This window comes from Streptomyces sp. NPDC104096, from assembly GCF_055584385.1.
Genome location: NZ_JBVJMD010000032.1, coordinates 62,876 through 85,090, shown reverse-complemented (window position 1 = coordinate 85,090; position 22,215 = coordinate 62,876). Strand labels below are relative to the sequence as shown.

Genomic DNA, 22,215 nt, shown 5'->3' with positions numbered 1-22,215 from the left:
GGAGGTTTCTCTCAGCCCATTGCAAACAGGTTCGTCAGTTCGAGTTCCCAGTCGATGTGTCCGGACTCCGTGCCCTGTGGCACAAGCGCCTGTGTGTCCTCCAGGAAGGCTTTGATGTCCTGCGCGGGGACCTCGAGCAAGGCGGTGTCCGAGGGAGTCCCGAGGACGATGTACATCGCTTGGTCGCCCCGGCCGACGGTTGGCCAGACCCGGATGTTGCCGCAGCCTGCGGAGCCGGTCAGGCCGTCGGCCAGAAGATCGCGCCCCAGAACCCATTCGGCCAGTTCGTCGGTGTCGATGGAAAAGACGGCACGGACGACGTAGGGATCGGTGGGCTCGTAGCGCAGATTCAAACGCATGGGCAGTGTGTATGTGCGCGCGACGACGAGCTGTACGGCCACCCTCCGTATCACGGTCTTCACAGAAACCATCGGTTTCTTCCTCCTGCCTCGGCGACGGTCAGCGACCACTGGTCTCGTCCCGGCCGTCGCGGTGCCGGCCACGGATCTTGCCCCGGGAGCAGCCGTTTGATCTGGTAGTCGGTTCCTTACGTGCCCCGGCCTCCTCGGGCTCTTTGCCGTAAAGATCAGCTGCCCCGGCCAGCAACTCGGCAGCATTCCTTCACGCGCTCACTGACCATTCCCTCTCGGTGTCGCATTCGGATTCACCACGCACGGCTCGCGCGTACTCCTTGAACATCGGCCACGGTCGCGTCGAGCAGTTCCGGCTGCCCGTGAAGTCGTCGGAAGGGAGCCGGGGCCCGCCTTCGCTCGTCCCGCGACGGTGCGAAGGCCGGCAGCGGCTCCACGGATCTTGGCAGGGATCCGCCGCGCGGCCCGAATGAATGTTCGGCCGATTCCGGCACGACGGCGTCGGGGTCGCTACCGCTACGGGGCCGACGGTGGTGTCCCGCCGGGTGGTGTAGCCGATCAAGTCGCCGGAATCCGCAGGTCGGCGGCGGTGGATCCGCGCTACCGGGCCCTCGACTCGCCCCAACAGGGCGCCTCGTAGACCGCTGGCTCGGCGAAGATCACCTGGAGCCTGGTACCGGAACGCGCAACGCTTGATCCCCTGCACCACGACGCGGGACGCCACCGGGCCGACACTGCCGGTCACCGACGAGGTGTACGGGCAGCTGCCGAAGACGGCGTGGACCACTCGCCGAGGAATGGCGCAACGGTCCGCCACGCACACAGCTCGCCGACTGGCCCAGGCCTGGGCGGGACAGAGCCTCGACACGAGATACGGGCAGGCCCGTGGCGGTGGGCGGTGCCCGGATGGTGTGGGGCGGGTTGGGGAGTGTCGCTGCCGTCACCGTCCTGCGCCCGCTGATCAGGCCGCGCGGTTGCGGGCGGGGGGTTGGGGTGTGCGGGCGGGTGGTGGCTGGGGGTCACTGTCGGGTGGGAGTGGGGTGGGTGGGTGTGGGCGTGATGGTGGCGTGGAAGATGTTTGTGTTGTTTTGGATGGCGGTTATCCGTATCGGGCCGGTGCCGGTGCCGGTGCCGGTGCCGGGGGTGTGGTGAAGCTTCCCCGTGATCTTGGACACTCGATGCTTACGCCACGAGGGCGTGTTCTTGCTCGAGGCGCTGCCGGGTCTCCAGCGGGGTGAGGTAGCCCCAGAGGGGATGGCGGCGTAGGCGCTGTCGGTTGTAGAACGTCTCGACGAAAGCGAAGATGTCCGCGCGGGCGCTGGAGCGGTTGGGCCAGCGGCGGATTCCGATCTCCTCCTTCAGCAGTGCGAAGAACGACTCGGCGGCGGCGTTGTCGAAGCATGACCCGGTGCGACCCATGCTCTGTCGCAGTCCCAACCGGCCTATTTCACGTCGGAGTTCGTCGGAGGTGTATTCACTGCCGCGGTCCGAATGTGCAATGCATCCGGGTTGGAGCTGCCCGCGTCCGGCGGCCATCTTCAGGGCGTCCGCGACCAGGCTGGCCCGGTGGTGATCGGCCATCGAGTAGCCGACGATCTCGCGGGTTGCGAGGTCCAGCCACGTCGCCAGATACAGCCAGCCGTTATCGGTGGGTATGTAGGTGATGTCGCCGAGCAGCTTCATCCCCGGCGCGCTCGCCGTGAAGTCGCGGCCGATCAGGTCCGGAGCGGGCACCGCCCTTTTGGCCGGGCGGGTCAGGCCCTTGCGCCTGCGCCGCGTAACACCACTGATGCCGCGTTCGCGCATGACGCGCTCGATCCGTTTGCGGTTCACGCGGCGTCCGAGCCGGCGCAGCCCGGCGTGGATGCGCGGCACCCCGTAGGTGGCCTTGGAAGCGATGTGCAGCACGGTGATCTCGTGGGCCAGGGCGTCATCGGCGGCCTTCCTCGCCGAGCGCGCCTTCTCGCCGGCCAGCCACGCGTAGAAGGAGGAGCGGGCCACCTTCAGCAGCCGGCACAACAGAGCAACATTGTGGGTGGTCTTCTCCGCCTCGATGAACGCGTATACCTCGCTCATCGATCGCTCTCCTTCGCGAAGAAGACCGCCGCTTTTCGCAGCACCTCGATCGTCTCCGCCTGCTCGGCGGCCAGCATCCGCAGCCGGCGCAGCTCTTCGCGCTCGGCCGTCGTCAGCTCTCCCGGCGCCCCCTGCCCACGGTCGATCGCATCCTGCTTGACCCAGTTGCGCAGTCCCTCGGCGCTGACCCCGATCTCCCGGGCCACCTCGGTGACGGTCTTCCCGGAGGAGCGCACGAGCGCGACCGCGTCCCGTTTGAACTCCTCCGTGTACCGCCTGCTGCGGTTGCTCTTGCTTCCCACCTGGCACTACTTCCTCTGGAACCTCATGTCCCAGTCTCCAGGTGTCCACGATCAAGGGGAAGGTTCACATGGCTCGGCAGGCATCCCCGCTTCCACGTCCATTTCACCCCCACCGGCTCCTCCTGGATGAACCAGGTGGAACGGTGGTTCGGCCTGCTGACCGACAAGCTCATCCGCCGCGGCGTCCACACCTCCGTGAAGGCACTGGAGGACGACATCACCGCCTGGATCGACACCTGGAACGAGAACCCGCGGCCCTTCACCTGGACCAAGACAGCCGACGAGATCCTAAACTCCCTCGCCGACTACCTCACCAAGGTCGGAACCACCGGCCAGAAAACAGAGCAGAACTAAACCTTAGGATTTCTGGCGCATCACACTAGCCGGACCCGGGTCGTCTGGCAGTACCAGCCCGTCCCGACGTTGTCGGGGCTGCTTACCGCTCGGCTCGGCATCCCCCGAACCGAACTGCCCCCAGCTTCAACCGGATTGCTACGACAACCCGGTGGTGAAGGTCTCTCACCTCACTCGATTCCACGGCGCCTCGTGGCGCACCCACTCGTTACGACAAACTCGCCGTCCGCTTCGAAGCGACCGTGCTGGTCGCAGCCATTAACGAGTGGCTGTGACCAGCACTTTCGCAACAGACCCGAGTGCGCGCCGGCGCGCGGAGGGTTGTGTACGGGACTTGCGCGCCCCGGATTGGAACTGTCCTGGTGCGCCCGGCGTCTGTAGGCCATGCCGCCCCCCAACGGCTTTTCCAGGCCTCGAGGATTCTTGGAGAGTGGTGTATGAGTCGCTACGGTCTCGCGCCGGAGGACCCGCAGCGTCTGGGGGAGTACTGGCTGGCCGGCCGATTGGGATCCGGCGGTCAGGGGGTGGTCTACGAGGCCTACGACGCTGCCGGAATGCGGGTGGCGGTGAAGGTGCTGCACTGGGACACGGCCTCGGGGACGGCTGCCCGGCGCCGGTTCGCCAAGGAGGTGACGGCGACGCAGCGGGTGGCGTCGTTCTGTACGGCGAGGGTACTGGCCGCGGTTTTGGACGCCGAGAGCCCCTACATCGTCGGCGAGTTCGTTCCCGGCCCCAATTTGAGAGCGGCGGTGCAGCATTCCGGACCCCTCCGGGGGGATGACCTGCTGCGGCTGGCGACGGGGGTGGCCACCGCGCTGGCCGCGATTCACCAGGCCGGGGTGGTGCACCGGGATCTCAAGCCCGGCAATGTGCTGCTCGGTCCGGACGGGCCCAGGGTGATCGACTTCGGTATCGCCCGTACCCCGGAGATGTCCCTGACCGAGACCGGCGCGGTCGTGGGCACGTTCGGCTATATAGCCCCCGAGACCCTGCAGGGCCGGCGGGCCGGTACTCCGGCGGACGTGTTCGCGTGGGGAGCGTTGGTGCTGTTCGCCGCGACCGGAGAAGAGCCGTTCTGGGGGGCGAGCATCGGGGAGGTGGTGGTCCGTGCCCTAGAGCACGAGCCGGACCTGACCGTTCTGCCCAAGCCGTTACGGTCCCTGGTGTCCGAGGCGTTGGCCAAACGGCCCGAGGATCGGCCCAGCGCGGCTGCGATTCTGCTGCGCTTGCTCGGCGGCGACTACGACGACCAGCAGGCCCTGCGGGCCGGGGCCGACGCCGCTGCCGGTATGCGCGCCCCCGGCGGCGCGGCGGCAACAGCCGTTGTCTCGCTGGGCGACGCGGCCGCGGCCGCCTCCGACGCTCTTTCGCCCGCAGTCCAGGCGGTCGCGCGCGAGGTCTGGCTCCGGTTGATCGTCCCGGGCAGCGCACCGGATGGATCCCACGACAGCGTGCGCACCGCCGCTGAGGACGAGCTGCTGTCCGGGCGACCCACGGGCGAGCAGGCGGCCGTACGGGAGGCGATCACCATGTTCACCGGCGCGGGTCTACTGATCCACGAGGCAGCCACCGTACGGCCGGTCAGCGCGGCAGTGCTGCGGGCCTGGCCCCGGCTGAGGGAATGGGTGGATGCCGACCGCGAAGGACTGCGCCTCCACCGGCGGCTGGGCGAGGCGGCCCGCGTCTGGCACCAGCACGGACGCCGACCCGACGACCTGGAACGCGGCACTGCCCTGCGCAAGGCACTCGACTGGGCGGCCACCGCCTCCAGTCGGCTGCGCCCGAATCTGCTGGAGCGCCAGTTCCTCGCCGCCAGCCGCACGGCGGACACCCGCCGACTGCGCCGCCGTCGCGCTCTGCTGGGCGGTACGATACTGGTCACGGTGCTTGCCCTGGTGGCAGGTGTTGCCGCTTGGCAGCAGAACCGCGCCAGTGAGCGTCAGAGCCTGCTGGCCGAGGCCCGCCGAGTGGCCTCAGTCGCCGACAGCCTCCGTTCCACGGATCCGATCGCCGCGATGCGGCTCAGCGTCACGGCATGGCGCCTCGCCGACACCGCCGAAACGCGGTCCGCGCTGATCGGGGCGATGACGCAAAGGGAAGCCGAGACCCTCAACGCACCCAGTGACGTGGAACTGCCCTATGACGACTCGCCCCTTCTCAACAGTGACGGCCGTACCTTGCTCACGATGGAGAAGCACCACGTCATTCGGTGGGATGTGGCAGGTCGGCGGCAGGTCGGCAGTTTGGCGGCAACAGGAGGGCAGGCCGGCCTGATCGCTTCAGCCAGTGACGACGGGCAGACGGTCGCCGTGCACAGCAGTTCCGGTGCCCAGGTATGGGACCTGGCCCGGAACCGGCGCATCTGGGAGCAGGACGGCCCGAAAAGCCTGCTGCAGGTAAGCCCAAGCGGGCGGATGCTTCTTCTCGACAACTCTGAGCGCGGCACGACCGAGCTGTGGGATCCCAAGCGGCAACGCACCCTGTTCGAAAGCTCCGAGACCGACGCGGACGGAGCCGCCATCAGCCCGAACGACCGTATCGCCGCCCTCTGCTCGAAGAGCGGCGTGATGGAACTATGGGATGTCGCCAGCGGAACACGATGGCAGAACAGCCGGACACCCATCAACATGGGGAAATGCCAAGACCGCCCGTCGACAGAGCCCAGCGCGGCCAGATTCAGTGCCGACAGCAGCACCGTGGCACTCCTTGCCTTGGACGACGGTGTGCGGGTGTGGGACATCGCCTCCGGAAAGCAGCGCCAGATCCGCCGCTCGGACATAGAGAGGTTCGCCCTCAGCAAGGACGGGAAGTTCGTCGCAACTGCGAGCAGGGACGAAATCCTGCTGTGGCGCTTGAGCGAACCGAGTGAACCGGTCTTTCGGTACTCGCTGGTCAACGAGTCCGCCTCGCAGATCAGGGTCGATGTCGATGCCGGAAGAATTCGGTATCTCAGCGGCGAATGGTCTCCCACCGTCTCGGTGCGATCACTGAAGCTGGGGCAGGCGACCGCCACCGCATGGCGCATGGTTCCTCTGCAAGCCGCTGCATTCAGTCCGAACGGCCGCTACCTCGGCGTCACTTGGGACGATCACCCGACAGGCAGGTTCCAGATCCGAGACGGGCTCGACGGGAAGCTCATCTCCGACCTGCCGGGAATCCCGGTACCGCCGGCGAGCGACGAGGCAGGGGTGGACAACGTCAGACTGCTTTCATTCAGCCCGGATGCAAAGGCCCTGGCTTACGCAGTCGCGACCTCATCTGACCAGGCGCGTGATCGGATCAGGGTGTGGGACATCCCGGGGAAGAAAGAGGAAGCTTCGCGGTACCCCACCGGCCCCGATGAGTCCCCGATCAGCGGATTGAACTTCACCACGGACAGCAAAGGGCTGATGGTCTCGCGGCTGAGCGACGGGATCAATCAGCCGGAAGGGATCGGTGTCTGGGACAGGCATCTCCGTTCGAAGATCACGACTCTCGGTGGAGACATACTCGAAGGCAGCAGTTGGCCCCGAAGTTTCGCACTACAGCCGGACGGGAGACTCCTCGTCACCAACGACGGACTGATTCGTCTTCCTGAAGGAAGGACCACGCCCAAGGCCCTGAGTCAGGAAAGAGTCACCGCCGTCGCGTTCGGACAGGGGAACGGCGGAGGCATTCTGGCGGTCGGCGACGCGTCGGGCGGGGTGACCATATGGGACGGTGACGTGAGCCATCGCCTGGGGATGCTCCCCGGCAGGCTCAACGGCTCGACTCAGGGCATCGAGGCGGTGAACGCTCTGGCGTTCTCCCGCGACGGCCGCACACTGGCGGTAGGCGGGAGCGCAGGCACCATGCAGCTGTGGGACGTGGCGTCCAATCAGCGATTGGGTTCCGCGCTGTCCACGCCGGGCGACGCCGTCCTGTCTCTCACCTTCGGCCCCAGCGACACGCTCTATGCCGCCGGGGCCCATGTCCTGCACCAGCGATACGTGCTCGACCTTCAACAGACGGCCAGGGAAGTGTGCAGGCGGGTTGGTGGCGGTCCGTCCCGCAGCGAGTGGCAGACCTACATCCGCGGGCTGTCTTACCGCGAGGTGTGCCCTTGACCCACAGTCGGCCTCGGGCATTCAGCTGAATTCGCTGTCCCGGAGGGACCGTTGACGCGAAAGGCGCCCTGACCTGCGAAGATTCGAGTGTCGAGTTTGGATCCGGTACCCAGGGGCGGGACACCTTTCTGGTGGCGAAGACTACGGAGTGGGACGAGGCCGGTCGTGCGGGCCGACGGCCGGGGGCTGGTGGGACATGCCGGGGCGGTGCTGCCGCGGAGGCCGGCGGACCGGGTCGGGCCGACGGCCGCGCTGGCCAGGTGCTGCCGTCCGGGATCGGGCCGGGCTGGTGAGAGAGGGCCCACCGGTGCGGCTCGCCGTCACGATCGTGCTCGGTGCGAGGAACCTGTCCAAGGCGGAGGTCCCGCAGACCCATCATCGGCGGTTGTTCGGGTCCGGCGCTCGGGACGTCGTCGTACCGGTTACTGCGCCTGCGCGCGGGTGCTGGTGAAGCGGACGGCAGGTCCCCAGGCTTTCTGTGCTCGGGCCATGCACCACTGGCAGAGCGGGAGGCCGCCGTTGCCGTACTTGTGGGTGGAGCGCTGGCACCCGGAGCAGGGACCGACAAGACTGCCGGAGCAGGCGAAGGTGGAGGGGTCCGGTTCGCTGACCGGCGGAGGAGTGGCAGTAGCGGTCATCGGTGTGGGTCCTGTGCCTGGCGATGGGCATATCACCGTGGACGCAGCATAGGAACCGGACGGTACAGGCGTTCGGTCAGCGCGCCGCGGCGAGCGGAGAGAGCGGAGTCGGCGGCCGGGATAAGTCGAGGATGCCGAGCACCGCGTCGGGCTGGCAGTGGGTGCAGGCGTGCAAGCCCCCGGCGAGCAGCCGACGGCCCTCATCGCGATCAACGGGACGGCGGCGCTCGCCGGCCATGTGACAGTCGCCGGCGTGGACCTAGACCGGCGGGCGCCCTGCTCCGAGATCGAGTTCCACCGTCCACTCCGGCGGCCGCGTCTTGCTCCGGTGGCCGTGTGCCTCTTCTGCCTGGCGCTGCTGGAGCGCCTGGATCTTCGCGTCGATGCGCTGTACCCACATCGCATGCCACACCCGCAAGGTCTGTAGACGCTCCAGGTCCCGAGGCAGATCGCCGAACATATTTTTGATTCTGTGCCGGCGTTCTGAGGTAGCCCCGGTTCGCTGCGCGCTCACGACGGTGGCGGTGCGCAATCCCGGTACGGGACGGGCTGCTGGCCTGCGCAGCTCTCGACAGGAGCGGTGAATCACGGTCCTTGGCCGGGGCGCGCGGTGGCTGGGGAGCGATTGTGTAACCCGTGCCCAGGCCTGCGAGGGCAGTGTCAGCAGGGCGAAGGGCGTTTCAGCTCCGCCTCAGCCAGCGCTCGTTGTGCGCAGTTATCCAAGCCATCCGCGCCTGGCCTTTGCGGTGGCGGTCGCCGAGCTCACGGAAGACGGTGGTGGCCTGGGTGTGGGCGTCGATGGCTTCCTCGAACCGGCGTACCTGCCGCAGGGCGATGCCGAGGTTGTTCAACGCTTGGCCTTCGCCGTGGCGGTCACCGAGTTCCCGGTGGGTCTGCCGCACGATTGGGTGACATCTGAACTGGCTTGCCCTATGGGGCGGGTGGGAAGGATGTCGCTGTGCCCAAGCCTTATCCCGAAGAGTTCCGCGAGGACGTCGTGCGGGTCGCGAGGAACCGCGGCCCAGGGGTGACGGTCGAGCAGGTGGCCAAGGACTTCGGAGTCCATCCGATGACGCTGTGGAAATGGATGCGCCGCGCGGACATCGATGACGGATCCAAGCCCGGGGTGACCACCCAGGAGAGCGCGGAACTGCGGGAAGCACGTCGGCGGATCAAGCTGCTGGAGCAGGAGAACGAGGTCCTGCGCCGGGCGGCGGCCTATCTGTCGCAGGCGCATCTGCCGGGAAAAGGACCTACCCGCTCGTGAAGGAGCTCGCCGCGGACGGGATGCCCGTCGCGGTGACGTGCCGGGTGCTGAAGCTCGCCAGACAGCCCTACTACCGCTGGCTCGACAAGCCGGTGACCGCCGCCGTGCTGGAGCAGGCGTATCGCGCGAACGCCCTCTTCGATGCCCACCGCGACGACCCGGAATTCGGCTACCGCTTCCTGGCCGATGAGGCGCGCGATGCCGGGGCCCGGATGGCGGACCGGACCGCGTGGCGGATCTGCCGGGACAACCACTGGTGGAGCGTGTTCGGCAAGAAACGCGGCCGGATCAAGAAGGCCGGCCCGCCGGTGCACGACGACCTGGTCCGCCGCGATTTCACCGCCGACGGCCCGAACCGGCTGTGGCTCGCCGACATCACCGAACACGCCACCGGTGAAGGGAAGTTGTACCTCTGCGCGGTCAAGGACGTCTTCAGCAACAGGATCGTGGGCTACTCCATCGACACGCGGATGAAGTCCCGCCTGGCCGTGGCCGCCCTGGACAACGCCGTCGCCCGGCGTGACCAGGTCGACGGCTGCATCCTGCACAGTGATCGCGGATCGCAGTTCCGGTCCCGGAAATTCGTCCGGGCACTCGACCGCCACCGGATGGTCGGCTCGATAGGGAGAGTCGGGGCGGCTGGCGACAACGCGGCCATGGAGTCCTTTTTCAGTCTGCTGCAGAAGAACGTCCTCGACCGCCGGACATGGACCACCCGCGAGGAAATGCGCATCGCGATCGTGACCTGGATCGAGCGGACCTACCACCGACGCCGCAGACAAGCCGCACTCGGCCGGCTGACACCCGTCGAATTCGAGACCGTCATGACCAGACCGGCCCTCCAGGCCGCGTGACCGAACCTGTCACCCGAACCTGCAGCAGACCCATGGTCTTCACGGCTGGGTCTGAGCAGAGCGGCGAGGTTTGTGTTGGCGGCGCGGGCCAGGGTGGTGGTCTGGCCGACGTACTGCAGGCGGCCCGCGGTGTCGTACCTGCCGAGCAGCAGCGTGCGCGGCATGGCCAAAGTACTGGTGAGGGCGCCGACGATCGCCTCGCTCGTCTCGCGCAGCCACTGGTGGAGTGTCGGTATTCGAAAGTTGCAGTATTCGCCCGCAGGGGGAGCAGCCCCGCACCCGGCCCGGTTACGTCGGCGGTGACTCGGTGTACAGCTCTCCCCGCAACAGGCACTGTCTGCGAAGACCCGGATCAAGCACACAATCCCGGGTGTGAGACTGGTAGGCCCGTATGTTGAGGTGTCGCATATTCGTCAGCCGAGACGTGTTTCATGGCCTGGTGGAGTGACGGACAGTGATGTTCGGAAGTCTCGCTCTCCGCTGTTTGACCTCGTCTTGGGACTGCGAGCTTCCGCCTACTCCAGATAGAGAGCTGCCAAGCGGGGCAGTCTGCGAGTCATTTCGTCGTGGTCATCGAAATCGAAGTTCCAGGTGGGGTCCAGCTCCCGGTAGCGGATGGTGGGTGGGCTCGCGGGGAGCTGATCACCGGTCGCCGAGATGTGTGCACTCCAGGCGATGCCCAGCATGTCCTCACCCTCCAGGTCGACGCCGTCGGCTGCGGCGGCTTGAACGATGGGCAGTTCTGCCAGGGCATCGGGGTCAGCGACTACGTGTTCGAAGACTTCACGGCCCTGAGCGATCAGCCAGCCGCGGAAGTAGTCGAAGCCGTCGTCAGAGCACCCACCGTTGGCGATGTAAGCAGCGGCCCACAGAGGATTGGTGTAGGAGTCAACCATCAGGTCCCACAGAACCTGCTCAGCTGCGACGATCTCCTCGACCGGCCGGGAGGCCAGCAGCGAGGTAGCCTCGCGAGCGACCGCTTCGCCATCGTTCGGATTGGACGCCTGATGGCGAGCTGCCTCAATGAGCCGCCAGAACTGCTGCTTGTTCATGGGGGCAGAGCCTGCCACCTGGTACTGACATCGGGCCGGACGCGGGAGCTTGGCCCACCAGAGTAGCCACGTCGCTCCTGTCAGCGTGTGTGGTCGCCGGGCGCATATCGGCTCCAGGTTCTTCCGGCTTCGGTGACCAGGCGGGTGGCGGTCTTGTCGTGGTAGCCCAGTGCCTTCGCGATGATGGGTGCCGGGGCTTGGAGGTCCTGCCTCGTTGCGGCGGGACGCCGATCTTTCGGAGGTGGACTTGGAGGCTGACTGGGTTCATGGGCTGTCCGGGCTGGCGGCCAGGGAAGAGCCACTGTGAGCTTCTCCTACTGGCGTAGGGCATGTGCTGACGGGACCGGATGTAGGCCCGCATCAAGTCGGCGGCGGGCTTCGGCAGTGGGGACGGCGGCTCTCCCAGTCGGACGGTGACGGTGGTCTCGTCGTCTGTGGTGTCGTCGATGGTGAGGCGAACGATGCGGCTGACGGGTTGCGCGTAGAGGAGAACGAGGGCGGCGGCGACCCGGGCCCGCAGGGGCAAGGAGTCGTCATTGAGGACCCGGCGAAGGATCGCGAGCCGGTGGTGCTGGTGCAGCGGTTCCGGGTCCTGGGTGATGACCGCGGGCGGCAGTGTGAGGCGGGGCATCCGGCCGGTCTTCATGTACCACCGCAGGAATGACTGGGACGGACGGCGGGTGGCCAGGCTCTCGGTGTGCCAGGCGTCGATGTCGGCCTGCTGACACTGCCCGATTGCGCGCCCTCGGTTGGCGAGCCATGAGAGGAAGGCGCTGGCTTGGGTGACTTTCTGCTTGGTGTGGTTGGTCTGGGAACGTCCCAGGGATGCCTTCTCAGCCTTTGCCCGCAGGCGCCTCAACTGGTGCCAGATGGCGAAGTGCCGGAGAAGCTGATGGTGTTCGGGTTCCTCAATGGTGGCGAGCCGTTCAGTCAGCCAGCGTTGGTAGAGCAGGAGCTGCCGGTCGACTCGTGGGAGGACACCGCTGTCCATCAGCAGGTCACGCAGGTGGGTAACGGTTCGCCAGGGGGTTTCCTGGTGCAGCCCGTCGTGGGTGAGCGGAATGCTGCCGGTGGCCAGGCCCCGCAGGAGACGGACGACGTTGGGGTTGCGGAGCCAGATCAGGCGGCTCTTGGGTCGGTCCATCTCCAGGAGGGCCTTGACCAGCGGCAGGAACTCTGGGGCGACACGGCCAGTGCCGTCGTCGAGGAGGCGGGCGAGAGTGTCGGCAAGGGTGCACTGTTCGCAGAGACGCCCACCGAGTAGGAGCCCCTCGAAGCCGCAGCGATCACAGAAGAAGTCGCGGACGATACCCGCGCAGTTGCGGCAGATCGGTGTGCCATCGGTGTCCCGCCCTGGCAGCAGCCGGTCGGTGTCGCAACAGGGGCAGCGGCCGCGGATGCGCATCGCGCGGTCGTAGCAGGTTCGGCAGATCGGGCCGTCCGACCACTCGGCAGACTTGGAGGCTCGACGGCCGCAGCGTGCACAGTCGCGGATCATCCACCGCTCGTACTCCTCGGGCGTCACCGCTCACCCCTCGGGCGTCAGCCGGACCCGTGTGGGTCGCCGGGCGGCCAGGTTGATCGGAGCTTCTTCGCCGGCGGCGCGGCGGGCCGGGAGGTTCTGGGCCGAGGTGGTGATCAGGTCGGTGGGCTTGCAGTCAAGGATGTCGCAGAGGGTGGCCAGCACCGGCAGGGACAGCCGTTCCGGGGTGCCGGAGACCAAGCGGTGGACCTGGGAGGAGGACAGAGTGATGCCGCGTTCGGTCAGGTGCGGCATGAGCTCGGCGACGGTGAACATGCCGCGGGCGGCCATCAGCTCGCGCAGGCGCCACCGGTAGCTGATCTGGCGTGGCATCAGGAGGTCCTTCCCGGCCGCAGAGCGGCCTCGATGGTGGCGTCCAGGACGTGACGCAGGGAGCGGGTGCGGAAGTCGGACGAGACGCAGGTGTAGATCGCGGTGGTGGAGGCGTGGTCGTGACCGACCTGCTGTTGGACGAACAGCGGGTCGTGGCCGTCCTCGATCAGATGGGTGATGTAGGACCTGCGTAGCGACTCGCTCGGACGGCCAGAGGGCCCGGCTTGGCGAATGCCGCATCCCGGGCCGCACCTGGCTGATCCATTCCTCGATCGTGCCGGGCGTCCAGCGCCAAACGGTCAGCACGCTGCGACGCTTCGGTGGCGACCCCTTCTTGGCCTTGCCGTAGCGGGCCAGCAGGGTGCCGTACTCACCGAACTCCCGGCCTTCCGGGTTGCGGCCGAAGTCAGCGAGATCCAGCATCCGGGTCTCGTTGCGTCGCAGGCCGTAGGCGTACGCGACCTTGAACAAGGTGGCGTCCCGGAAGGCCGGCAGTCAGCCCTTGCGACCCTTGCCGCGAACACGCAGCACTTCCTCATCGGCGTAGTCGAAGAACGCTTCCAGCTCGGGCCGAGTAAAGGCCCGTCGTTCCGGCTCGCCCTCGGCTTCGTCGGCGTGCGTTGCAGCGTTCCAGTCGAAGACCACCTGGACGGGGTGGGTACCGAAGTGCCGCAGGCACTCGTCGCTCCAGCCGTAGGCGGGGTTGGTCAGGAAGTCGCAGAACTGGCGCACGGAGCCCTGGTAGTTGCGCAGGGTGGAGCGGACACAGCCGGGCACGGCCCGCAGATCGGCCGACCACTCATCGACGTGCTGCGGCGTCCACTGCCACGGCATAGCGTCGGCATGCCGGGTGAAGGCCCGGACCGTACGTTCCTGGTCATCGACGTATCCCGGCGAGAGGTTCCGGGCGATCTGCTGGTTGCGCCAGCCTTTGATCATCGCCTCGAAGACCTGCTCGTCCGGCCGCAGCAACGGCAGACCGTCGATCAGGTGCAGCCGAGCAGACCCTGGAACGAGACTGTCCCCACCCATCCGCCATCACTCTCCGTCTATCGCATCTGACGCGAGAATTTCGCATCAGATGCGACTCGGGGGCGTCTTCGCAGTTCAATCGCTCGATGGAGTGAGGCCCGCAGATGTCCGCCAACAAGACCGCTACCGTGGCTTCGAGGCCAACGGCCCTGCTCGGACCGCTTCTGTGCAGTCTCCGGCCAGCTTCCAGGACGGGTATCGCCTATTCGCATCCGATGCAATTGGCGTCGGTAGTAGTTGAGGTACAGGAAATTCCGGTGAGATTGATCTGCACACCGGCGATCCGCGATTGTGAGCCGCAGGCGTCGGTCTGGCCGCCTCCACGGCCGGCACCCGCAACGACAAGCCGCTGCTGACGTTCAAGCAGATCGCCGTGGTGGCCGCGTGGACCGTGGACGTACGGGTGAAGCGGCCGGACGGCGCCGACTACGACGCTCCGCACATGGCCAGCGCGGTTCGCGCCAGTCCGCGCAGCCAGGCGTGGGCGTGGTCGGTGTCGTAGCGCTGATGCCACGACAGGTATATCGGTGCCGACGGCAGTTCGAGCGGGAGGGGGAGCACGACCAGGCCGCGGTCGGAGACCGCTGACCTCGTGGTGGCCTCGGGGACGCTGATCAGGATATCGGAGCTGCGCGCGAACTCCAGCGCGGCCGCTTCCGTGGGCGCGGTCGCCACCACGCGGCGGGTGAGGCCGAGCTGCGCGAGGGCGTCGTCGATGGCATTGCTGAGGTTTCCACGTCGCGAGACGGTGACGTGCTCAGCGGCGGCGTACCGCTTTGCGGTGACGATCCTGACGCGGGTGAGGGGGTGCCCCTGCCTCACGACGATGACGAGGCGGGTCTCGCCCACGTTCTCGGCATGGATGTCCGGTGCGCTCGGTCGGTTGGCATTCGCCTCCAGGTCGACCTCGCCGCGCCGCAACTCGGGGGTGTCGATGCTCGATTCCGCGGCGAAGCGCAATCGCACGCCCGGTGCCTGTCCGCGCACGGCCGCGAGCAGTGCGGGGCCGCTCAAGGCGACCAGGGAATCGTGCCAGCGGAGTGTGAAAGTGCGCTCCAACGTTGCCAGATCGAGTTCACGGCTCGGTGCCAGCACCCCCTGGACCTGATGCAGCAGCTCATGCACCTGTTCCCGGACGGCGATCGCGTACGGCGTCGGGGTCATCGTGCGGCCGGTGCGCACCAGGATCTGATCCCCGGTCGTGCGCCGAATCCGGCCCAGACTCCGGCTCATCGCGGGGGCGGTGACATGCAGGCGCGCCGCCGCTCCGGTCACACTGCCCTCCTCCAGCAGCGCGTCGAGCGCGGCGAGCAGATTCAAATCCAATTGCATTTGAGTAATCCTAGCCGTGTCTGACATGCATTTGAAGTTAATCGCACGGCTGCATACCGTGAGGCGAAAGCGCAAGAAGCAACGCGCAGTTCGGCCCTCGACCGGCCTCAGCACCCTCCTCAGACGGGAATACCACCATGTCCGAAACGCTTCAGACCACCGACGTCGCCGCCTCCGACGCCGACCTGCTCGCCCAGACCGCGATCGTCGTGCGTGAGGCGGGTTCGGCGCTGCGCGACCGCTTCGGCAAGGTGGTCCGCTACCAGACCCGCGAAGAGCTCATACGCGCGCTCGCCGCCAACGACGACACGGCCCTCGATATCCTGCGCCCCCGCCTCACGCGCCTGCGCCCGGACGCCGACTGGGTGGAGGACGAACTGGACGGCGGGGCGCTGCCGCCCGGCGAATGGTGGGTCGTGGATCCGGCCGAAGGCAACGTCAACCACCTGCACGCCCTGCCGGAGTGGGCGGTGACCGCCACCCTCGTGCGTGAGAACCAGCCGGTGCTCACCGCGGTCCACCTGCCGTTGACCGGCGAGACCTACACCGCGCTCACCGGCGCGGGCGCCCACCTCGACGGCCGGCCGCTGCACGTCTCCCAGACCGCGGACCTCGGCCTGAGCATCGTGGCCACTAGCCAGGCCCGGCCGGACGAGGACGAAAAGGTCGTGCGGCGCGTCGGCTCCTCGATCACCGCGATGCTCTTCGACGCGCTTGTCGTCCGCGCCGCCGTGCCCGCGACCCTGCACCTGCTGAACGTGGCCGCCGGCCGGATCGACGCCTTCTGGCAGTTCGCCGGTGCCCGCGCGGACCTGCTTCCCGGAGCGCTGCTCGTCACCGAGGCCGGCGGACGGATCTCCGACGCCGAGGGCCGCCCCTGGACCCCACAGAGCCAGAGCTTCCTGGCTGCCGCGCCCGGCGTCCACGCCGAGGCCGTATCCACGCTCTCGCGCTGACCGCGCACCACAACCCGCACGCACGGAAGGACCAGATCATCATGACCACGATCGCAGTTCTCGGAAACGGCCGCGTCGGCGGCAACCTGGCCGCAGCCCTCGCCCGGGCAGGACACGAAGTGACCGTGGCGGACCGCAGGCCGGGCGTCGCCGCCGACGCCGCCCGGACTGCCCGGATCGTCATCAACGCCACCCCGGGTTCCGGCTCGCTGGACCGGCTCGCCGCTCTGCGCGAAGAACTCCGGGACAAGATCCTCGTCGACGTCTCCAACGCCACCACCGATGGACCGGACGGACTGCCCGCCGATCTGATCTACCCCGGCTCGAGCCTCGCCGAACAACTCCAGGAAGCGCTCCCCGAAACGCGCGTCGTCAAGACACTCAACACCATGCTCTTTCCGGTGATGACCTCGCCGGCCACGCTCCCCCAGACTCCGACCGCGTTCCTCTCCGGCGAGGACCTGCAGGCCAAGCAGACCGTCCGCGAACTGCTCACCGACCTCGGCTGGCAAAAGGAATGGATCACCGACCTCGGCGGGATCCAGACCGCCCGCGCCACAGAGGCCGCGATCCTGTTCGTACCGCACGTCATCCGGTCCGCCGGATTCACACCCTTCGCGATCTCAATCGCCCGCTGACTGTCGAGCTGCGCTGGCTGGAGGTGACCGGAGACGGCGCGTGGCATGGATGGTTTTACTGGTGAAGTAGCAGTATTCCGACGCTGCGCTATTCATGGTCGTTCCTGGCTTCGTGTGCCGTGCTCCCGGGCTGGATGTGATCTCGTCCGGCACATGCGGGGCCGGAGCCGGATCACCGGGGCGCCTTGAGGGAGAAGCAAATCGACTGAAACGGGCTGAGGTTCGATGCACCTGTCGCTCGAAGTGCGTAGAGCGCATACGCCTCAGCGAAACCAGCCGGACAAACGTAGGCTTCGGGCGGGCGAAGCAACCGGGGTCGCCAACCGACTGCCTCGCCGGCCGTCGGCCCGCCTGCTCACTCCGGCGGGCCGGTGGCCGGATCGTGGTGGCGCGCGATCAGGGCCCGGTCTTCCGCCGATATGAGGGCGTGCACCAAGGGTCGGTGGGATGCCAGCGCATGGGACAGTGCATCGAAGACGGTCACCGGCAATGGTTGTGCCCTCTCGCTGTCACCGAACATGAGCTGGATGAGCTGTGCCAGAAACTGCAGGACGTCGTCGTGTGCGTCGCCGGGGACTCGTCCCCTGTCCTGGCCGAAGGCCGTGAGAAGGGCGTGCACGGCCGACACCAGGTGGGGGTGGCGCATGTCCATCAGCAGCCGCGTTCCCTGGAGGGCCCGGTCGTAGAGATCGCCGAGTTCCCTGTCGCTCATGGTCGTGCGATCGGCCAGCAGCAGTTCGAGCAGGTCGTGGGCGAGCGATGAGGCTGGAGCACCATCGACCGGACTGAATATGGTCACGGCCTGGCCGAGCCACCGGAATACCGGGTCCAGGGCATGCCGCATCACCGAGTCATTGGTTCCGCTGGACACGGCCGCTTTGTGCCACAGCTCGTCCCAGTACGACCGTGACCAGCCTGGGCCTCCGCTGCCTCGCGGGTAGCGGAAGTGCCAGTTCATGTCGAGCGGCTGTGGTGGGGTGCCTGGCTCGGAGCGAAGCGATATCTCCAGGGCCCGGCCCTCGCCGTCCCACGTGTGATGCACGTCGAGGGACAGAGCGAAGTCCGTCCATTGGCTCTCATTCATCGCCGAGCGCCACAGCAGGCAGTGCCGGTGCCAGGCACCCGGCGGGTCCGCGGAGCCCGGGAACAGCTCGGCGGCGGAGCAGCGCTCGGCGAGTAGCACCGTCAGGAGCACGAGGTTGGAACCGTACAGGCCGTGGCGTGTCGTCGTGCGCAGCAGGGCGGGCCGGTAGGCCGGGTGCTGGTCACCGGTGCGCGTCGTGTGCTGGGTCAGAACCTGGATGAGGGTCCGGGTCAGCCGGCGCCGTTCCGCCATGGACAGCCTGCCGGTCAGCGACCGCGCGAAGCGCAGCATCTGCCGGGACGCCAGGGAGGTGTAGGAAAGCAGTGCGTAGGCGAGGTCGTCGTCGATGCGGGTGTCCCCGAGAGAGAGCGCGGGGCGGGGTGCGAGCAGGTCGGTGAGCAGGTGCAGGGTGAGGCGTACGGCCAGATACTCGCCGAAGGTCGCGTGCAGGAACTCGTAGGTGGCGAGTACCTGGCCGTCCCGCACTGACTGGGCTCGCTGGACGAAGAAGAAGCGGCCGAGCGCCGTTTCGGCGGCGGTGAGCGGGGTGCGGAATCCCGGTGGCCGCACCGGCTGCCTGCCCAGTACGGCGGTGAGGTCCTGCTCGAGTTCGTCGGCCGACACCCACTGGCGACCCCGGTTCAGCTGGGCGAAGGCCACGAGCGACAGGCGCTGCAGTTCCTGCTCGACGAGGGCGGCCGTGTCCTCGTCGGAGACGGCGTGGAGTGTCGTCTTGCCGACCTCGCGCCGGGCGAAGGAGGACAGCAGCTGCTCGTACAACTCGGTGACGTCGAAGTCGTCGTCGGCGCGCCGCAGAGCACCCTCGGCAGCGTCGTACAGCGCGAGCATCGTCAACAGCAGAGGCTGAGAGGCGAGTTCGGCGTGCCGTTCGAGGTGCTGCCAAGTCAGCGGGCCGCGGCCGTGCGTCGAGAGTCCGGCCATGTTGGCCTCGTTCCACACGGCCAGCCAGGTCGTGATCTGCTCGGCGCGGAAGGGCTCCAGGCGCAGGACGACCATGCCGGTGGGGTATCGGGCGCGGTCGGCCACGGAGGTCCGGCTCGTCACCAAGGCCAGCACGGGCCGCCCCTGATCCGCCTCACGCCGCTGGAACTGGGACACGCGCTCCAGGAAGTTGGTTTGGTGGACGCCGGTCGTCTGCAGCAACTCGTCGAAGCCGTCCAGGAGCAGAACAGGAGTACTGCCACCTGCCGCACGCACCAGTTCCGGCCAGCTGACCCGTTCGCCGGTGGAGGCGCGGATCGCCTGTTCGATCTGGTCCTGCAGTTCGTCCTCCACCCGGACGTCCCGCAGCGGCACGCGCACGGGGAGAAAACCGACGGAGGGGAGCCGTGCGGCGAGCACCCGGGTGAGGACGGATTTGCCGGCACCGGGCTGGCCCAGGATCAGCAGGGGCGCCTCGGCGAGCTGAGGAGAGGTGAGGGCCCCGGCCAGGTAGCGGGTGAGGTCTCGGCGGAGGGGCAGGCGCCCCCACCACTCGTGGTCGGCCGGTGCGGCCTGCCCGGAAACGGCACTGACGCGGAAGTCCGGGTCGAGGTAGAGGTCCTGCAGGGTGGGAATCCTAATGCCGTCCGGCGCCGACGCGGCGTCCAGCACAGAGTGAGCGAGCGCCGCCCGGTGAGCGCGCGCCAGTGCGGAGGCCACGTCGACCGGCGGGCGCAGCGCCTCGGTGGTGCGGGTGAGGAGAGTCTCGATCCCGGACAGGGCACGACCGATGTCTGTGTGGATCGCCTGCTGCGCCACATGTGTGACCCAGAAACCGAATTCGGGTGCCTCCTTGGCGAGCTCGACGTACAGGCCCTGGTATCGGTCATGAGCCGCGCGCGGCAGGTCATCCATGAGAGCCGCATGGGCCCGAAGGCGCCGCAACGCGTCCATGTGCTCCCAAAGAGCAAGGCCTTCGAGGAAGGCGTAGAACCTGCGGGCGTAGTCCGTGTAACTCGCGAGCAGCATCGCGGTGAGCGCCGAGGCCGGTATGTGCGGTGCCGGGCAGGGCAGGTCCGTGGCGAGCAGCAGCGACACCAGGTCCGGCGTCTGCGGGGTCGAGCCCGATTCGGTCCGGGCGAGGGCGAGTTGCTCGTCCCGGGTCAACCGCACCTCGGCGAGGGTGAACGGAAGCTCCAACTCCTCCATCACCTCGAAGAAGGCCACCACGACGATGACCGTGTGTGCCGCGCGCAGCACATCGGTCCGCTCCGCACGCCCCTGGGTACGGTCCAGACGGGCGCCGACGCCGCGGATCGCGTCGCGTCCGAGGCCGAGGAGGCGTCCGTTGGCGTCGGCCATGCCGATCACCGTGCCGCTGACCCCGGCGGTCGCCAGATTCAACGCCCCACCGAGCGCCCGATCCAACGCCGCCAGCCGCGGCGGCTCGGCACCGAGAAGCACCAGAGCATCGGCGAACGCCAGGAGTCTGCGTGCCACCATATCCCTTACTCCCGCATCTCTAGAGGCCCGGCCGAGGCCGACGCTACCGCGCGCTGGTAGTCCCGCCGGTATGATTCGAAGGACGCGGAGGACCGCGAAGCGGGGTCAGCATTGGCTGCGGCGGCATCCATCTCTTGCGGTGCCATCGGCAAGCGCGTCACCCTGGTCCACCCGAACGCCGCAGGACACGAAAACACCGCCAACGGGGTCGAACGAGCCATCCGCATCGCCCTCCTGAACTACCGGTGGTGAGGTCCTGACCTAAAGGCTGCCCCATAAGTGATCTTGGGGTCGATGGGGATACGGGTGGCCGCAGGTGCGACTCGACTATCCCTTAAGGGCGAGGTTGTGCAGGCGGGCGATGCCGAGCATGGCGTGGTGGACGCCGTCACCTTTCAGGCGGCAGTCGCGGAGAATCTTCCAGCTCTTCATGCGGGCGAAGGTGTGCTCAACGCGGGCCCGCACTCTCTTGTGGGAGCGGTTGTGTTCCTCCTTCCAGGCCGGCAGTTCCTCACCCTTGGAGCGGCGGTGCGGGATGACAAGGCCGGTCCCCTGGTAACCGCCGTCGGCGATGGTCATGGTGCGGCCGACGACGTCCATGGCCCCGGATTCCGCCCAGCCGCGTGAGTCGTGCCGGTTGCCGGGCAGGGGGCGGCCGACCACGACAACCAGGCGGATGTCCGCGTCGATGACGACCTGATGCGCCGTGGAATAGCGATAGTTCTTCGACTGCTCGGCGATCAAACGGTCACGGGTGGGGACCAGAGTGCCGTCCACGATCAACACGGCGTCCTTCGCGAACCGCTTGCGCGGCTTGAGCGCGAGCTTCGGGCCGAGGTGGTCAATTACACGACTGGCCGCGGACTTCGACACACCGAACAGCGGGGCCAGTTGTCGCAGCGTCAGGTTGGTCCGCCAGCGGCAGCCTCCACGGCCGCCCGCGACTCGGAGCGTCGGCACCCTCCCTACGGTCACCAACTTGCTCAAGGCGCGTGGGCTCAGCCCAGTGAACGGGGCCATCCAGACGCCTCACGGCGCCAAGCCGTCAAGTCGGGACAGCGGGCGCGAGCTCACTGTTCGATTTTGAGGTCCCTGTCAGTGGTCATCAGAGAGCGCCCTTGGTGTGGCCTCGGGCGAAGTCCCATGGGGCGGGTGCATTGGCAGCCGCGTACTCGTCTGCGATGCCGAAGATGCTCCCGCATCCTGGGCATTCCGCCTGGCCGAACAGGTGCGTCAGGCCCCAGGCGAGCCGTTGCTGGCCATCCCGTACGGCCGACTCGTGCAACATCCTCCCGGTGCCGGTCAGCTCGTGCGGGACGGCCGGCCGGAGCGGGACCTGGTGGACATCCCCCAGATTCCAGTCCCGGATCGAGGAGTAGCAACCGTAGTCGCCGACCGCGATCGTCACCGGTGCGTCGCAGTGTGGACAAGCGACAGTGACGAAGGAATCGGTGAAGTCGTCCAGGGCCTCGAACCACAGGGTCTGGCCGTCGAACGCGAGCATGGCCCGCAGCCGGCTCAGGTAGATCTTCCCGTCCAGACCAGACCGCAGCCAGGCGGCGGCCATGGCTCGAAGCTCGGCCAAGGTCTCCGCACAGCGGGCGACTTCTTCGTCGGCGCCGTGAGGCTGAAGGAGGCCACCTGCTATGGCTCCGGCCAGATCGAGCGCCCAGTCCCCGGCGTCCTCGGTCTTCGCGATGTCCGCCAGCTGCGGCAGTGCGGCGATGCTCGCCGGGGTGATCGTCCCCTGGTGGCACAAGCGTCCCCAAAGCCGGTCGATGGCCTCCTGGTCACGGCCGATGGCTCGTTCCAGCAGCCCGGGTATCGCGTGTGCCGGGCCGTAGGCGTCGTGGAGTGTGGACCAGTCGATCATC

General features: G+C 67.7%; 17 protein-coding genes and 3 pseudogenes. 5 read left to right on the top strand and 15 right to left on the bottom strand.

Annotation, left to right across the window (positions count from 1 at the left end; translation table 11 throughout):
* Positions 1–11 precede the first annotated feature (11 nt).
* From ACZ60B_RS27790 to ACZ60B_RS27780, 3 genes are all read right to left on the bottom strand, one after another.
* Positions 12–431, bottom strand: coding sequence for an SsgA family sporulation/cell division regulator (locus tag ACZ60B_RS27790; protein ID WP_469391553.1), 420 nt, complete (start codon positions 429–431; stop codon positions 12–14).
* Positions 432–1,553: 1,122 nt separating this feature from the next.
* Positions 1,554–2,447 (bottom strand): IS3 family transposase, encoded by an 894-nt coding sequence (locus ACZ60B_RS27785; RefSeq protein WP_469391551.1) that lies wholly within the window; start codon positions 2,445–2,447, stop codon positions 1,554–1,556.
* Complete coding sequence (locus ACZ60B_RS27780; RefSeq protein WP_469391549.1) at positions 2,444–2,749, bottom strand: transposase; 306 nt, start codon at positions 2,747–2,749, stop codon at positions 2,444–2,446. Before ACZ60B_RS27780 ends, ACZ60B_RS27785 begins: the two co-directional genes overlap by 4 nt.
* 69 nt (positions 2,750–2,818) lie before the next feature.
* Between ACZ60B_RS27780 and ACZ60B_RS27775 the strand changes: the two are divergent.
* Both ACZ60B_RS27775 and ACZ60B_RS27770 read left to right on the top strand, forming a co-directional pair.
* Positions 2,819–3,103, top strand: a pseudogene (locus tag ACZ60B_RS27775) (IS630 family transposase); the annotation flags it as partial.
* A gap of 437 nt (positions 3,104–3,540) precedes the next feature.
* Positions 3,541–7,188: a protein kinase domain-containing protein gene (locus tag ACZ60B_RS27770; RefSeq protein ID WP_469391547.1), complete on the top strand. Its 3,648-nt coding sequence runs from the start codon at positions 3,541–3,543 to the stop codon at positions 7,186–7,188.
* Positions 7,189–7,902: 714 nt separating this feature from the next.
* On the opposite strand, the pseudogene ACZ60B_RS27765 reads toward ACZ60B_RS27770, so the two are convergent.
* The 3 genes and pseudogenes from ACZ60B_RS27765 to ACZ60B_RS27755 all read right to left on the bottom strand — a co-directional run.
* Positions 7,903–8,073, bottom strand: a pseudogene (locus ACZ60B_RS27765) (DUF6233 domain-containing protein); the annotation flags it as partial.
* A gap of 12 nt (positions 8,074–8,085) precedes the next feature.
* A complete protein-coding gene (locus tag ACZ60B_RS27760; protein WP_469391545.1) occupies positions 8,086–8,286 on the bottom strand; it encodes a hypothetical protein in 201 nt (66 codons plus the stop codon).
* A gap of 220 nt (positions 8,287–8,506) precedes the next feature.
* Positions 8,507–8,728, bottom strand: coding sequence for a tetratricopeptide repeat protein (locus tag ACZ60B_RS27755; protein ID WP_469391543.1), 222 nt, complete (start codon positions 8,726–8,728; stop codon positions 8,507–8,509).
* Between the two features lie 56 nt (positions 8,729–8,784).
* Between ACZ60B_RS27755 and ACZ60B_RS27750 the strand changes: the two genes are divergently transcribed.
* A protein-coding gene (locus ACZ60B_RS27750; RefSeq protein ID WP_469391541.1) for an IS3 family transposase occupies positions 8,785–9,947 on the top strand; the annotation gives its coding sequence in 2 pieces (ribosomal slippage) (positions 8,785–9,069 and positions 9,072–9,947; 1,161 coding nt in all).
* A gap of 515 nt (positions 9,948–10,462) precedes the next feature.
* Here ACZ60B_RS27750 and ACZ60B_RS27745 read toward each other — a convergent pair.
* From ACZ60B_RS27745 to ACZ60B_RS27720, 6 genes are all read right to left on the bottom strand, one after another.
* Positions 10,463–10,999: a DUF4240 domain-containing protein gene (locus ACZ60B_RS27745; protein ID WP_469391539.1), complete on the bottom strand. Its 537-nt coding sequence runs from the start codon at positions 10,997–10,999 to the stop codon at positions 10,463–10,465.
* Positions 10,968–12,524, bottom strand: a complete 1,557-nt coding sequence (locus ACZ60B_RS27740) for a hypothetical protein (RefSeq protein ID WP_469391537.1) — start codon at positions 12,522–12,524, stop codon at positions 10,968–10,970. Before ACZ60B_RS27740 ends, ACZ60B_RS27745 begins: the two co-directional genes overlap by 32 nt.
* A 3-nt stretch (positions 12,525–12,527) precedes the next feature.
* Entirely contained in the window at positions 12,528–12,854 is a 327-nt protein-coding gene (locus ACZ60B_RS27735; RefSeq protein WP_469391535.1) for a helix-turn-helix domain-containing protein, read from the bottom strand.
* Complete coding sequence (locus ACZ60B_RS27730; RefSeq protein ID WP_469391570.1) at positions 12,854–13,000, bottom strand: hypothetical protein; 147 nt, start codon at positions 12,998–13,000, stop codon at positions 12,854–12,856. Before ACZ60B_RS27730 ends, ACZ60B_RS27735 begins: the two co-directional genes overlap by 1 nt.
* 349 nt (positions 13,001–13,349) lie before the next feature.
* Positions 13,350–13,826 carry a hypothetical protein gene (locus ACZ60B_RS27725; RefSeq protein ID WP_469391533.1) on the bottom strand — a complete coding sequence of 159 codons (477 nt, stop codon included), beginning with the start codon at positions 13,824–13,826 and terminating at the stop codon, positions 13,350–13,352.
* 486 nt (positions 13,827–14,312) lie between these two features.
* Positions 14,313–15,218: a LysR family transcriptional regulator gene (locus tag ACZ60B_RS27720; protein ID WP_469391531.1), complete on the bottom strand. Its 906-nt coding sequence runs from the start codon at positions 15,216–15,218 to the stop codon at positions 14,313–14,315.
* A 137-nt stretch (positions 15,219–15,355) separates the two neighbouring features.
* On the opposite strand from ACZ60B_RS27720, the gene ACZ60B_RS27715 reads away from it, so the two are divergent.
* Both ACZ60B_RS27715 and ACZ60B_RS27710 read left to right on the top strand, forming a co-directional pair.
* Positions 15,356–16,174 (top strand): inositol monophosphatase family protein, encoded by an 819-nt coding sequence (locus tag ACZ60B_RS27715; protein ID WP_469391529.1) that lies wholly within the window; start codon positions 15,356–15,358, stop codon positions 16,172–16,174.
* Between the two features lie 41 nt (positions 16,175–16,215).
* Positions 16,216–16,812, top strand: a complete 597-nt coding sequence (locus ACZ60B_RS27710; protein WP_469391527.1) for an NADPH-dependent F420 reductase — start codon at positions 16,216–16,218, stop codon at positions 16,810–16,812.
* Positions 16,813–17,167: 355 nt separating this feature from the next.
* On the opposite strand, the gene ACZ60B_RS27705 is transcribed toward ACZ60B_RS27710, so the two are convergent.
* The 3 genes and pseudogenes from ACZ60B_RS27705 to ACZ60B_RS27695 form a co-directional block, all read right to left on the bottom strand.
* Positions 17,168–20,341 carry an NACHT domain-containing protein gene (locus ACZ60B_RS27705; protein WP_469391525.1) on the bottom strand — a complete coding sequence of 1,058 codons (3,174 nt, stop codon included), beginning with the start codon at positions 20,339–20,341 and terminating at the stop codon, positions 17,168–17,170.
* Between the two features lie 327 nt (positions 20,342–20,668).
* A pseudogene (locus ACZ60B_RS27700) lies at positions 20,669–21,361 on the bottom strand (transposase).
* 85 nt (positions 21,362–21,446) lie between these two features.
* On the bottom strand, positions 21,447–22,214 hold the full coding sequence (locus ACZ60B_RS27695) for a hypothetical protein (protein WP_469391523.1): 768 nt from the start codon (positions 22,212–22,214) through the stop codon (positions 21,447–21,449).
* Position 22,215: the final 1 nt, after the last annotated feature.

Excerpts from the sequence above, each read along its gene's own strand:
- ACZ60B_RS27790 (WP_469391553.1), bottom strand. The coding sequence starts at position 431 with ATGGTTTCTGTGAAGACCGTGATACGGAGGGTGGCCGTACAGCTCGTC.
- ACZ60B_RS27785 (WP_469391551.1), bottom strand. The coding sequence starts at position 2,447 with ATGAGCGAGGTATACGCGTTCATCGAGGCGGAGAAGACCACCCACAAT.
- ACZ60B_RS27770 (WP_469391547.1), top strand. The coding sequence starts at position 3,541 with ATGAGTCGCTACGGTCTCGCGCCGGAGGACCCGCAGCGTCTGGGGGAG.
- ACZ60B_RS27760 (WP_469391545.1), bottom strand. The coding sequence starts at position 8,286 with ATGTTCGGCGATCTGCCTCGGGACCTGGAGCGTCTACAGACCTTGCGG.
- ACZ60B_RS27745 (WP_469391539.1), bottom strand. The coding sequence starts at position 10,999 with ATGAACAAGCAGCAGTTCTGGCGGCTCATTGAGGCAGCTCGCCATCAG.
- ACZ60B_RS27735 (WP_469391535.1), bottom strand. The coding sequence starts at position 12,854 with ATGCCACGCCAGATCAGCTACCGGTGGCGCCTGCGCGAGCTGATGGCC.
- ACZ60B_RS27720 (WP_469391531.1), bottom strand. The coding sequence starts at position 15,218 with ATGCAATTGGATTTGAATCTGCTCGCCGCGCTCGACGCGCTGCTGGAG.
- ACZ60B_RS27715 (WP_469391529.1), top strand. The coding sequence starts at position 15,356 with ATGTCCGAAACGCTTCAGACCACCGACGTCGCCGCCTCCGACGCCGAC.
- ACZ60B_RS27710 (WP_469391527.1), top strand. The coding sequence starts at position 16,216 with ATGACCACGATCGCAGTTCTCGGAAACGGCCGCGTCGGCGGCAACCTG.
- ACZ60B_RS27705 (WP_469391525.1), bottom strand. The coding sequence starts at position 20,341 with ATGGTGGCACGCAGACTCCTGGCGTTCGCCGATGCTCTGGTGCTTCTC.
- ACZ60B_RS27695 (WP_469391523.1), bottom strand. The coding sequence starts at position 22,214 with ATGATCGACTGGTCCACACTCCACGACGCCTACGGCCCGGCACACGCG.